Consider the following 12,512-nt stretch of genomic DNA (forward strand, 5'->3'; position numbering starts at 1 on the left):
TAGACTCACCCCACGACAGGTTCTCATAACCCTTCAGGCCAGCCTCGTTGAGCGTCGGCAGACCAGGATACAACGCAACGCGTTCGCGGCTGGTGATCGCCAGTGCGCGCAGCTTTCCGCTTTGCACAAGTGGCCACGCGACCGATGCATTGGTGATGGTGTAGTCGATCCGGCCACCCGCGAGGTCGGTCAGGGAGGGCGGATCCCCATTGTATGGAATGAACAGCACGTCAATGCCGGCCATCTTCTTCAGCAATTCACCGCCCATGTGGCCGCTGCTGCCAGTGCCCGCGGCGGCGTACGAAAGTTTGCCCGGGGACTTCCTGGCCAGCGCAATCAACTCGGCGACATTCTTGACCGGCGACTCGGCGCGAACCACGAGCAGATTGTAGATGGAGAACATACGGCCCACCGGAACAAAGTCGTGTCGCGCATCATAGGGAAGCTTGTTGAACAGGGCTGGGTTAATTGCCAGCGTGTTGATGTTGCCATAACCCAGTGTGTACCCGTCCGGTGCAGCGCGCTTCAATAGGGACATACCGATGTTGCCAGCGGCACCCGGGCGATTGTCAACGACAAACGTGGCATTTGTTTCCTTCGACAGGTGTGCCAGCACAATGCGGGTCAGGACATCAGCCGATCCCCCGGCAGCGGAGGCAACGATGACGGTGACCGGCCTTTGGGGCCACGGTTTGTCGGCTGCCTGGGCAGGCGTGCTGAAGCTACAGGCGGCACTCAGTGCGAGGGCAGTGAATACAGTGGCAAGGCGCATGAAACCATCTCCGGGCGAAAAGGCAGATATGGAGATCTTGGGCCGTTCCGGAAGCGGGCAATTGGTGTAGCGGTGGGCAAGGTGCCGAAGCCGCGTGGCGACTTCCGTGACAGGTCAAAGGCAAGAGGTCCTACATACTGGAAATCCTGGTGGTGAAGGCGTTACCAGGGCCACGCGATGCTGGAGCCTATGCGGGCAGCGGAAGCCCGTTCCTGGAGCAGGCGTGCCACGGTCAGGTCCTGCAGGGCGAGGCCCGTCATGTCGAAGACCGTAATGTCGGCCGGTTGCCGGTTCGCGCTAGCCATGCCCGTCAACAGATCGCCCAGTTCGGTGGACGGCACCTCGGGGGCCCACTGAGACTCGCCGATCTGGCGCGCTTGCGCCTGGTCGTCGACGTAAAGACGCACCCGCTCCAGCAGGCCCTGCGGTAGCTCCCGCTTGCCTTTCGTGTCGGCGCCGACGCAATTCAGGTGCGTACCGGGTTGCACCGCCTGCGGTTCGAACAACGCGCCGCCGCCTGGGGTAGCGGTGATCACCACGTCGCTCTCGGACACCGCCACATTGGGGTCATCCGCGAGCGCGATATCGCATCGTTGCGCGAACTGCGCTTCGAAGGCGGCGTCGCGTTTGCCGTCCGCGGCGGCATACCGCACGTGGCAGAGCCCCGGCAACTGGCGCAGCGCAAAGTCAAGTTGCACGCGCGCCTGCACGCCGGTGCCGAAGACGCACAAGTGGGTACTGTCCGCACGCGCGAGCTGCTGCAGCCCGAGGCCACCTGCGGCACCCGTGCGCATCGTTGTGATTGCGTTGCCGTCTATGATGCAGGCGGGGCGCCCAGTGGCCGGGTCGATCAGCATGATGGTGGCCTGGTGGGGCTCACTGCCAAGCCGGCGGTTGTTTGGCCAGAATCCGGCCGCCTTGAAGCCGAGCAAGCCTTGCGCCTGCACATCCCCCGACTTGATGCCGAATACGCCCCCCGTGATGAGTGGCTCCCGGACCAGGGGGAACACGCGGCCCTCGCCTTGACTATGCAGCACAAATGCCTCGCGCACGGCTCGCAGGACATCGTCATGGAGCAGCAGGGCCTCGACCTCGTTCTTATCGAGTAGCAGGAGACGAGCGTCACTTGGCATAGCTGTACACCGTTGCTCGCGATACGCTCAGATGCATCGCGACGACTTCCATGGCCCGGCGGATATCCATGCAGCCCGTCGCCTTGAGCTCTCGTATCAGTGCACGCCTGTCCGTAGCCTTGAGCGAGCGGGGCGTGGTAGCGAGCCGAGCCGCGAACTGGTCGATGCGATGCCGTATCGCGTCCGCGCCGGCGGGATCGAGCGATTCGTTGACGCCCGCGGAGACGCCTACGCTGCCGAACTGTCCCAGCACGGTCTGCAAGCCGCGGAAGAGGGTCAGGTCCACGTTCAGGCACAAGGCGGCAATATATCGCCCGCTCGAATCCTTGATGCCGATGGATGTGCTTTTCGCCTGGCGGCCATCGGCGAACTGATTCGCATAGTTCGCGATGACCTGCTGGTATTGCGGATCGGCAATGCGGGCCAGGCCGAGTTCTGTAGCCGGGTCCCCGACCTGGCGGCCAGACAGGTTGTTGTGGATCGCCAGGATGGCCTGTTGCGGATGAAGGAGGTCGTGAACAACGACTTCGCAGAACGGCGCCAGTGTCTCGCCGAGACCCTGGGCCACTTGCTTGAGTTGTTCGAGCAGCGCTTGCTGCTCCAAAGTTCGTTTCGTCATATGGACAAATTATCCAGAAACGGATATTTTGTCAAGGAAGATTCTTCCGACGCGCTGGCGGCTGGCGGCCCCTTGGCGGATTACCGGCCGGCGCTGTCCCCCGCGGCTTCGGACGAGCCTCAACCGCAGGGCAGGGACATCCTGCGCCTGCCGGCCAATCTGACTTGGTTCAGGGCTCTCCGGAGGTCCTCGAAAGAATGCTATTCTGTCGTGCTGCGCGCCTTGCCAGGCTTGGCGGTGCGTTGCCTATTCCGATGTCAATCTAATGCGCCACTCGATTTACCTGCCAAGCAAGTGTTCGTTCCAGCAGCGGACCAGGGCTTTTAATGCGCCGCTTTCGTTGCGTGGGGCCGCCAAGTCCCGACGCATGGACGTGGGCGCGTCGCCAGTACGGGCGGGCCGGCGATGATGGGCGAATCGTCGCGCTCGCAACTTGCGTATCTCAGCCTGCGGGATGACATCTTTGCGTTTCGCTTATTGCCGGGAGACCGCTTTACGGAGGGTGATGTCGCGGAGCGTTTCGGCATCTCCCGCACGCCGGTGCGCGAGGCGCTGCTCCGACTCCAGGCCGAAGGACTGGTGCGCGGCTACTACCGCAACGGCTGGGAGGTGGTGCCGATCGACCTGGCGCGCTTCGAGGCACTCTATGATCTGCGCACTCAACTTGAGACGCATGCCGCCGTCCGCTTGTGCCAGGAGCCGGCCTCGCCGCGCGTGGACCGTACACGCCTGGCGGTGCTGGACGCGACCTGGCGAGTCCCGCCAGCGCAACGCCTGAGCGACGGCAACCAGGTCGCTGACCTGGATGAGGCGTTTCATCGGGCGATCGTATGCGCAGCGGGCAATCCGGAGGCAGCCGCGGTGCATCAACAGGTAACGGACCGCATCCGGATCATCCGGCGGCTCGATTTCGCCTACGGCGACCGCATCCATCTCACTTATGAGGAACACGCCCGCATCCTGGCTGCGCTTGCTGCGTTTGATCGCGCGAGGGTGGTCGAGCTGTTGACCGCTCATATCGAGGAAGGGCGCGTCGAGGTCAGCCGGCTCAGCACCGAGCGCTTGGAGCAAGCCCGCACCAGCCTGGAGCGCCCGCTGGCGACTGATGCACCGCCGCGACGCAGACGTTTCGGTTAAGCCCTGGTATGGTGCGGTCGGCGCCATAGCCTTTCCCACAACCATTGCCTTCCTCAACCACGGAGGTTTCCCGGCACCGCAAGCACTAGCTTGACCGGTGCGGTGTTGCTCGCCCCCCCGGCCGGCGCGATACGTTCCATGGCATATGTCTTGCGTTTGCTTTCTGCGAAATTTATGTATACATAATTTACGGAAGGCTTCATGACATTTCACCGGAACCCGATTCGTGGCAGTCGCGGCATGGCAGTGGCGCCGCATTCCTTAGCCTCTCAGAGTGCACTGGCGATCTTGCGAGAGGGTGGCAACGCCGTTGAAGCGATGATCGCGGCAGCAGCAACCATTGCCGTGGCTTACCCGCACATGAACAGTATCGGGGGCGACAGCTTCTGGCTGATCGCTAGGCCGAACGAGGCGCCCAGAGGCTTGGAGGCATGCGGTGCTGCGGCAGGCGCCGCAAGCATCGAGCGCTATCGCGAAGCGGGCCTGACCTCGATTCCTTTTCGGGGCGGCCTGGCGGCTAACACAGTGGCCGGCACAGTGTCAGGCTGGAGTGCCGCACACACCTGGTCCCGCGAGGTGCTCGGAGGGCGGATGCCACTCTCGCGGTTGCTTGCCGACGCCATCGGCTATGCCCGCGACGGGGTGCCGGTCACACATAGCCAGGCCACCTGCGTTGCTGCCAAGGCCGGTGAACTATCTGGAATTGCCGGATTTTCCGAAACATTCCTCGCAGACGGCGTGCCGTTGCCAGGAGCGCGCTTTTGCCAGCCGCGCCTGGCGGCCACACTTCAGCAACTGGCGGAGGCAGGCCTCGACGATTTCTACCAGGGCGACCTTGCCCGGAGCATTGCGCGCGATCTGGCGGCAGTTGGCAGTCCGCTGAGCCTGAAGGATCTTTCAGGCCATCGCGCGGTATGGAAGGAGCCGCTCGCTCTGGCGCACTCTCGCGGCGTGGTCTATAACATGCCGCCGCCTACCCAGGGCCTGGTCTCACTGCAGATACTGGGCCAGCTGGACCGCCTGCTGGGCAGTGAAATGGACGAGACCGGCGCGCCGTTCGTCCACGCCTGTGTGGAGGCGACCAAGCAAGCCTTCCTTGCGCGCGACCGCCATATCACGGACCCCGCGTTCATGGACGTGGATCCGCGGGACCTTCTGACACCGGCTTGGCTCGATGCCGCGGCCGCGCGTATACGGCCCGACCAAGCGCTGCCCTGGGGGCAGGGCCTCGGGCCAGCCGATACGGTCTGGATGGGCGTGATCGATGGAGACGGCGTCGCAGTTAGCTTCATCCAGAGCATCTATCACGAGTTCGGCAGCGGGATCGTGCTACCTGCCTCCGGCATCAACTGGCAGAACCGCGGCTGCAGCTTCTCGCTGGACCCGGCCGCGCGCAACCCGTTGACACCGGGGCGCAAGCCGTTCCATACGCTGAACCCCGCGCTTGCCCGCCTCGCCGACGGGCGTACCCTCGTCTACGGAAACATGGGCGGCGACGGCCAGCCGCAATCGCAAAGTGCGGTCTTCTCGCGCATCGTGCATTTCGGCATGAATCCGCAGGCAGCCATCGACGCACCTCGCTGGCTGCTGGGCCGCACCTGGGGCCAGACGACAGACACCCTCAAGCTCGAAGCACGGTTTCCTCAAGCCACTTGCGACGCCCTGCGTGCGCTCGGCCATGAGGTCGAGCTATTGAAGCCTTACGACGAGACCATGGGGCATGCCGGCGCTATCGTGCTGCAGGCGAACGGGCTCTACGAGGGCGGCTTCGATCCCCGCAGCGATGGCGCCGTTGCTGCCTGGTAATGCGCGCCCGGATGGTGCATGGGCCCGCGGCCTCGCGGGGCAGTCTTAGTCGCTTGTTTCGCTTCCCCTATATTTGTTCGCTGGAGTAGATTGATGAATACCGTTGCAGAGAGTGCAGCCACCGGCGCCACAGTGGCCTTGCCGGCGGCGCGCGTGCGCTGGATTCAGCTGGCACTTGGCATGCTGTGCATGATGGCGATTTCCAGCCCGCAGTATGTCTGGACGCTGTTTACGAAGCCGCTGGCAGCCAAGCTGGGGGTTCCGCTGTCGGAGTTGCAGATCACGTTCTCGCTGCTGATCGTGCTGCAGACATTCTTCTCACCGTTCCAGGGGGCACTGATCGAACGCTTCGGGCCACGCAGGCTGATTGCGCTCGGCACGGTGCTTTCCGGTCTGAGCTGGGTCCTGGCAGCGCAGGTGCACAGTGTCGGTATGCTGTATCTCAGCTATGGCGTGGTGGGCGGCCTGGGCACGGGCATTGTCTATGTCGGTGTGGTGGGACAAATGGTGCGCTGGTTCCCCGATCGGCGCGGGCTTGCCGTAGGCATGGTCGCTGCGGGATACGGCATGGGCGCCATCGCCACGACCTTCCCGATCGCCTCGGCGTTAGCCGAGAAGGGGGTTGAAGCGACGTTGTGGCAGTTTGGCCTGCTGTTCGCCTTCATCGGGTTCATCGCCTCGCAGGGCTTGCGTTCACGGCGTGGCATGGCGCTATCGGAGCGCGCCCCCGCCCGTGAGATTGCCGGGCCGCCCGCCCGCGATGTACCGCCCCGTCAGATGCTGCGCACGCCGTTGTTCTGGCTCCTCTTCGGCATGATGACGATGATGTCCACGTCGGGGCTGATGGTGACATCGCAGATGGCCACGTTCGCCAAGGACTTCGGTGTGGCGGGCGTAACCGTGCTCGGCATGGCCGCGCTACCGCTGGCACTCACGATCGATCGGTTCACTAACGGCTTGACACGCCCACTGTTTGGCTGGGTGTCCGACCGGTGGGGCCGCGAAAACACGATGTGCTTCGCCTTTGCGCTGGAAGGGGTGGCGATGGCGCTGTGGCTCCTGACCCGCGAGAACGCCGTGCTGTTCGTGCTTTTGTCCGGCGTCGTGTTTCTCGGCTGGGGAGAGATCTTCTCGCTTTTTCCATCCACGTTGACCGATACGTTCGGCACGCGCTATGCAACCACCAATTACGGCTGGCTCTACATCTCCCAGGGCATTGGTTCAATCCTGGGCGGACCGCTCGCTGCCCTGATGCACGAAAGACTCGGTAGCTGGATGCCTGTATTTGGTGTCGCCATTGCCCTCGACATTTCGACAGCATTGCTGGCGATTGCTGTGCTCAAGCCGGCACGCCGGCGCTACCTCGGATAAGACCCGCGTGGTCAATCCTTCGGGACGCTTTATTTTTTGTGGTTTGATGAAATATTTATCATTCCGCGTTAACCTTGATAGAAGCATTCTAATGAAGCGGATAGCAGTCAATACAATGGTAGTAGTATCCGGGTTGCTACCTTTAGCGGCTTATTCGTCTGACAAGCCATTTCATGTTATGGAATCGTCCGTTGCCGAGATCCATGAGGCAATGCAGGCAGGAAATTTGACTTGCCATGGACTTGTAAAGCAATATCTGGATCGAATTCAGGATTATGATAAGCAAGGCCCGGCATTGAACGCCATGCTCTATATTAATCCGGACGCCCTTGCGCAAGCAGATGCCATGGATCTGGAATTCAAGCGCAGTGGAAAAATGAAGCCATTGCACTGCATTCCTACAGTACTAAAAGACAATTACAATACTGCAGATATGCCAACCACCGGGGGTTCCGCTTCGTTGGCCGGAGCGCGTCCCGCAGAAGATGCATTTGTCGTAAGTAAACTAAAGAATAATGGTGCATTAATTCTCGGAAAGACTAATCTTCAGGAGTTCGCGCTAGGCGGAGTTACTGTGAGCTCCCTGGGCGGGCAAACAAAGAATCCATACGATCTAAAATTGACTCCCGGTGGCTCAAGCGGCGGCACCGCGGCGGCACTGGCTGCAAATTTCGCAACGATTGGTACCGGATCGGATACGGCAAATTCTCTTCGTTCGCCAGCTTCTAATAATAGCCTGGTTGCAATTCGGCCGACGCTTGGATTGGTCAGCAGATCTGGCATCGTGCCGGTTTCCTTCACTCAAGATGAGGCGGGACCTATTGCGCGTTCGGTGGGCGATGCAGCCCGCATGCTGGACGCCATGGCGGGGTATGATCGAGCGGACCCAGTAACTGCATTTGGCGTCGGGCACATCCCCAAGACGTATACCGATTCCCTGAAAAAGGAAGGGGTGAAAGGGGTACGGATCGGCGTAATGCAGACTCTTTTCGGAATTGGGCCTGACCATCAGGAAGTCAATCGCGTCATGGCGAATGCAATCGATATTCTGAAAAAAAATGGAGCAATTATTGTACCCATATTAACACCGGAGATGGACACAGATAAATTGAACGCCAGTCTTGATGTGCAGAAGTATGAATACAAAAGCAACATTAATGCCTACCTCAAAAAGGGCGGAAAGAATTATCTCGCACATTCCCTGGATGAGATCATCGCCAGTGGAAAAACGCATCAATCGCTGAGTAAATTCTTGCTGTCCGCCCAAGGTCTGGAAGATGGCCTGAATGAACCGGACTACAAGGAGCGGCTACTAAAGATCGACGCGCTTAAGATGAGTCTTGCAAACTTGATGGCGGAAAATCGGCTGGATTCGGTGATTTATCCACACCAAAAACGCCTGCCTGTGCCAATTGGAGAGTATGACCAGAAGGAGCGTAATGGTATTCTGGCTTCGCTAACAGGTTTCCCCGCCGTTGTTGTTCCTGCCGGGTTTTCTTCTCCAACCGAGGATGCTCCGCGCGGCGTGCCTGTCGGCATGGAATTTCTCGGTCAGCCATGGAGTGAACCTCAGCTGATCCAGTACGCGTATGGTTTTGAACAGGCTTCCCTCGCGCGCAGGGCGCCAGCGTCCACGTCCACGGCGCGCTCAGCACGCGTCGACTGAAAATCCATGTTTGAATAAATGGCCCGTTCACCGTGGCCATTTATTCATTCCAAAATAGATTTTCACTCATATGTGTTGTTTTAGGCATATTCCGCGCTTCATTGCATAGCGCGCGTTGCGGCAATCTGCGCTCCAGCGTACGCCGCGCCGATAGGATTCTTCGTCGCGGAAAGCCGGCGCTAGCCGGCCTCTGACCCGCGCGGGCGGGGCGCCGCCGAAACCAAAATAATCTTTTGGTTAATCGGTCTGGGGATCGCTTTTTTTGGGCTTCCGTCTTCGTCAAACTCCATGCATGCCATTCCTGGCTAGGGGTGCGCTGACAATAACAAACCGGAGACGACATGGATTCCCCCATCACCAATGCGACTCGTCGCATCCTGCTGCGGGCAGGACTGTTGGCCCTCACCGCCATGACCGCTTTCACCACTGCCCCGGCCGCATTCGCGGCCTATCCGGACAAGCCGATCCGGCTGGTCGTGCCTTATCCGCCGGGGGGCGCCACGGACGTCATCGGCCGCATCGTTGCCACTCGCCTGGGCGAAGTGCTGGGCCAGCAAGTGGTCGTTGACAACCGGGGAGGCGCGGGCGGAAATATTGGCGCGGAAGTGGTCGCCCGGAGCGCGCCAGACGGCTATACGTTGCTGATGGGCGCACTGACGTCCCATGCAACCATGGCTACCCTGGAAAAGGGGCACTTGCGTTACGACATCATCAAGGACTTCGCCCCGGTGATGGTCGTCGGCTCGGTGCCACTGGTGGTGGTGGTCAATCCCAAGTTGCCGGTCAATACGCTGCAGGAACTGGTCAAGTACGGCAAGGCCAATCCCGGCAAGCTTAACTACGCCTCGTCTGGTGCCGGCGCCCCGCAACGCATGGCGGCTGAGATCTTCAAGAAAGTAACAGCTATCGACATGACCCATGTGCCGTACAAAGGAAGTGGCCCCGCCATGACAGACTTGGTGGCCGGGCAGGTCAACATGATGGTGGAGACGGTGCCAGCCGCGCAGCCGTTCATCAAGGCAGGCCAGTTGCGCGCGCTTGCCGTGGCGGCACCCAAGCGCATCTCGATGCTGCCGGACGTACCCGCTGCTGCCGAGAGCGGCATGCCCTCACTGGACGTCAGTTCCACCTTCGGCGTGCTGGCGCCGGCGGGCACGCCCGCGCCTGTGGTCGAGCGCCTGAATGCGGCGCTGACAAAGATCCTGGCAATGCCCGACGTCAAAGCACAGTTCCTGAAACAGGGGGTCTATGCCTTGCCGCCTACGACCCCCGAAAAAGCGGCCGAGCGCTTGCGCACCGAGGTCACCCGCTGGGAAGAGGTAATCACCGACGCCCATATCAATTCCGATAGCTGAACCGACTTCTCAATACGATCATGACCACTACTAAACCTAAAGGACCGGACGCCTCCTCCAAGGAAACAGGCCTTCGCAAAGGACTGACCAACTATGGCGACCTTGGGTTCTCGCTGTTCCTGCGCAAAGCGTTTATTAAGGGCTCAGGCTATACCGATTCGGCGCTCGACCGCCCGGTGATTGGCATCGCTGATACCGGTAGCGCATTCAACCCGTGCCACGGCAACATGCCGCAACTGATCGATGCGGTGAAGCGCGGTATCATGCTCGCCGGCGGGCTGCCGATGGCATTCCCGACCATCTCCATTCACGAGAGCTTTGCCGCGCCGACCAGCATGTATCTGCGCAACCTGATGTCGATGGATACGGAGGAAATGATCCGCGCCCAGCCGATGGATGCAGTGGTGCTGATCGGCGGCTGCGACAAGACCGTACCAGCGCAGCTGATGGGCGCGGCCTCTGCCGGCGTGCCCGCGATCCAACTGGTCACTGGCGCGATGCTGACGGGTTCGCACCGCAGCGAGCGGGTGGGTGCCTGCACCGACTGCCGCCGCTACTGGGGCAAGTTCCGCGCGGGGGAGATCGATGCCGAGGAGGCCTCGCAGGTCAACAGCCAGCTGGTGGCCAGCGTCGGCACCTGCTCGGTGATGGGCACCGCAAGCACCATGGCCTGCCTGGCCGAAGCGATGGGCATGAGCCTTCCAGGCAGCGCCACGCCGCCGGCGGTGACTGCCGACCGTATCCGCATCGCCGAGGAGACCGGCGCGCGCGCCGTGGCGATGGCGCGCGAGCGTCTGACCATCGACAGCATTTTGACGCCGGCCGCGTTCGAGAATGCCATGCGCGTGCTGCTGGCCATCGGTGGCTCGACCAACGGCATCGTGCACCTGGCGGCCATCGCGGGCCGCATGGGCCTGGATATTGATATGCAGGCGCTTGACCGTATGGGCCGCGAAACGCCGGTGCTACTCGATTTGAAGCCGAACGGCCAGCACTATATGGAGGACTTCCACAAGGCCGGCGGGATGGCCACCTTGCTGCGCGAACTGCGCCCGCTGTTGCGCCTGGACGCACTGACCGTCACCGGTCGCACGCTAGGCGAGGAGATCGACAATGCAGGCCCGGGCTTCGCACAAGATGTGGTGCGCAGCTTCGACAACCCGATCTACCCGCAAGGTGGCATCGCCGTGCTCGCCGGCAACCTGGCGCCTGGCGGTGCAATCATCAAGCAGTCAGCGGCGAACGCGGAGCTGATGGAGCACGAGGGCCGCGTGGTGGTCTTCGAGAACGCGCAGGACCTGATCGAGCGCATCGACCTGGACGACCTCGACGTTAACGCCAACGACATCCTGGTGCTGAAGAACATCGGCCCCAAGGGCGCGCCAGGCATGCCCGAGGCCGGCTATATCCCGATCCCGCGCAAGCTGGCGCAGGCCGGCGTCAAGGACATGGTGCGGATCTCCGATGGACGCATGAGCGGCACCGCGTTCGGTACGGTGGTGTTGCATGTGACCCCCGAAGCTGCCGTGGGCGGGCCGCTGGCGCTGGTGCAAACTGGCGACCGCATCCGCCTGAGCGTGAGCCGCCGCGAGCTGGCCCTGCTGGTGTCGGACGAGGAACTGGAGCGCCGCCGCGCGGCCTGCCCCGTGGTCGAGCCGAGTGCGCCGCGTGGCTATCTGAAGTTGTTCCTGCAGACCGTGACGCAGGCCGACCAGGGCGTCGACTTCGACTTCCTGCGCGCGCCCGAAACGCGCGGCAAGGCGCCCGAGTGAGGAGGGGCCGGCATGACAAGCGATCCACGTGAGCCGGTGCTGCGCATCGGCTCCTTCGACGCTGCGCAGCAGGACGTCATCGACGCCGGTTTTCGCTGCGTCTCCGAGGTCGAAATTGCGGCTGACGGCGCCTTGCGCGGCGCGGTGCGCGCCATCGTCACGCGCAGCAATTACCAGGTGCCCGCGGAGGTGATCGACCGCCTGCCTGCGCTGCGGGTGATTGCAACCTCCGGCGTGGGCTACGACGGCATCCCCGTCGCCCACGCAGCCAAGCGTGGCATCGTGGTCACCAACACGCCCAGGGTGCTGGACGCGGCCGTCTGCGAACTCGGCATCGGCCTGTTGCTGGCGCTGGTGCGCGAGATTCCCGCTGCCGACCGCCATGTGCGCGGCGGCGGTTGGCGTGAGAACGCATTCCCGCTCACCACCAGCCTGGCCGGCAAGCGCGTCGGCATTGTCGGGCTCGGCCGCATCGGCATGGGTATCGCGCAGCGGCTGACGCCCTTCGGCGTGGAACTGGCCTACACCGGCACGCAGCGCCCAATCCTGCCGTACCGCTATTACGAGACCCCCCTCGCACTCGCAGCGTCGGTAGACATCCTGGTCCTCACCTGCCGCGCGACAGAGCAGAACCGCCATCTGGTCGACGCCGCGATACTGGCTGCACTGGGGCCGAACGGCTACCTGCTCAACATGGCGCGCGGCAGCGTGGTCGACGAGGCGGCACTATGCGAGGCCCTGAAAACAGGCACCATCCGGGGCGCGGCTCTCGATGTGTTCGAGTCCGAGCCGCTGACCGATTCGCCGCTGACCGCGCTGCCGAACGTGTTGCTGTCTCCGCACGCGGGTTCGGCCACGGCGGAGACGCGCGCGGTGAGTGC

10 protein-coding genes are annotated in these 12,512 nt (G+C 62.3%); 7 read left to right on the forward strand and 3 right to left on the reverse strand.

The window, feature by feature from the left end; all coding sequences use genetic code 11:
• The 3 genes from OR16_RS38510 to OR16_RS38520 form a co-directional block, all read right to left on the reverse strand.
• Positions 1-772 (reverse strand): Bug family tripartite tricarboxylate transporter substrate binding protein (locus tag OR16_RS38510; protein WP_006164750.1); only part of this gene is annotated, 772 nt, incomplete at its 3' end.
• Positions 773-933: 161 nt separating this feature from the next.
• On the reverse strand, positions 934-1,905 hold the full coding sequence (locus OR16_RS38515) for an ornithine cyclodeaminase family protein (protein WP_006164751.1): 972 nt from the start codon (positions 1,903-1,905) through the stop codon (positions 934-936).
• Positions 1,895-2,524 carry a helix-turn-helix transcriptional regulator gene (locus OR16_RS38520; protein ID WP_043422962.1) on the reverse strand — a complete coding sequence of 210 codons (630 nt, stop codon included), beginning with the start codon at positions 2,522-2,524 and terminating at the stop codon, positions 1,895-1,897. The genes OR16_RS38515 and OR16_RS38520 overlap by 11 nt, the downstream gene beginning before the upstream one ends.
• Before the next feature lie 405 nt (positions 2,525-2,929).
• Here OR16_RS38520 and OR16_RS38525 point away from each other — a divergent pair, with 405 nt between their 5' ends.
• From OR16_RS38525 to OR16_RS38555, 7 genes are all read left to right on the forward strand, one after another.
• On the forward strand, positions 2,930-3,661 hold the full coding sequence (locus OR16_RS38525; protein ID WP_006164753.1) for a GntR family transcriptional regulator: 732 nt from the start codon (positions 2,930-2,932) through the stop codon (positions 3,659-3,661).
• A gap of 240 nt (positions 3,662-3,901) precedes the next feature.
• A complete protein-coding gene (locus OR16_RS38530) occupies positions 3,902-5,467 on the forward strand; it encodes a gamma-glutamyltransferase family protein (RefSeq protein WP_043422967.1) in 1,566 nt (521 codons plus the stop codon).
• Between the two features lie 93 nt (positions 5,468-5,560).
• Positions 5,561-6,838, forward strand: coding sequence for an oxalate/formate MFS antiporter (gene oxlT, locus OR16_RS38535; protein WP_006164755.1), 1,278 nt, complete (start codon positions 5,561-5,563; stop codon positions 6,836-6,838).
• A gap of 7 nt (positions 6,839-6,845) precedes the next feature.
• Positions 6,846-8,504, forward strand: a complete 1,659-nt coding sequence (locus OR16_RS38540; RefSeq protein WP_237717395.1) for an amidase family protein — start codon at positions 6,846-6,848, stop codon at positions 8,502-8,504.
• Between the two features lie 341 nt (positions 8,505-8,845).
• Positions 8,846-9,859 carry a tripartite tricarboxylate transporter substrate binding protein gene (locus OR16_RS38545; protein WP_006164757.1) on the forward strand — a complete coding sequence of 338 codons (1,014 nt, stop codon included), beginning with the start codon at positions 8,846-8,848 and terminating at the stop codon, positions 9,857-9,859.
• Between the two features lie 20 nt (positions 9,860-9,879).
• Positions 9,880-11,631 (forward strand): IlvD/Edd family dehydratase, encoded by a 1,752-nt coding sequence (locus OR16_RS38550; RefSeq protein WP_006164758.1) that lies wholly within the window; start codon positions 9,880-9,882, stop codon positions 11,629-11,631.
• A 12-nt stretch (positions 11,632-11,643) separates the two neighbouring features.
• On the forward strand, positions 11,644-12,512 hold an 869-nt coding region (locus tag OR16_RS38555; protein WP_006164759.1), incomplete at its 3' end, for a 2-hydroxyacid dehydrogenase.

Source organism: Cupriavidus basilensis OR16 (genome assembly GCF_000243095.1).
In the GTDB taxonomy this organism is placed as follows: domain Bacteria; phylum Pseudomonadota; class Gammaproteobacteria; order Burkholderiales; family Burkholderiaceae; genus Cupriavidus; species Cupriavidus basilensis_D.

What these genes read in the sequence shown, in the direction of transcription:
- OR16_RS38545 (WP_006164757.1), top strand. Translation starts at nt 8,846, where the DNA reads ATGGATTCCCCCATCACCAATGCGACTCGTCGCATCCTGCTGCGGGCA.
- OR16_RS38520 (WP_043422962.1), bottom strand. Translation starts at nt 2,524, where the DNA reads ATGACGAAACGAACTTTGGAGCAGCAAGCGCTGCTCGAACAACTCAAG.
- OR16_RS38550 (WP_006164758.1), top strand. Translation starts at nt 9,880, where the DNA reads ATGACCACTACTAAACCTAAAGGACCGGACGCCTCCTCCAAGGAAACA.
- oxlT (WP_006164755.1), top strand. Translation starts at nt 5,561, where the DNA reads ATGAATACCGTTGCAGAGAGTGCAGCCACCGGCGCCACAGTGGCCTTG.
- OR16_RS38530 (WP_043422967.1), top strand. Translation starts at nt 3,902, where the DNA reads ATGGCAGTGGCGCCGCATTCCTTAGCCTCTCAGAGTGCACTGGCGATC.
- OR16_RS38515 (WP_006164751.1), bottom strand. Translation starts at nt 1,905, where the DNA reads ATGCCAAGTGACGCTCGTCTCCTGCTACTCGATAAGAACGAGGTCGAG.
- OR16_RS38525 (WP_006164753.1), top strand. Translation starts at nt 2,930, where the DNA reads ATGATGGGCGAATCGTCGCGCTCGCAACTTGCGTATCTCAGCCTGCGG.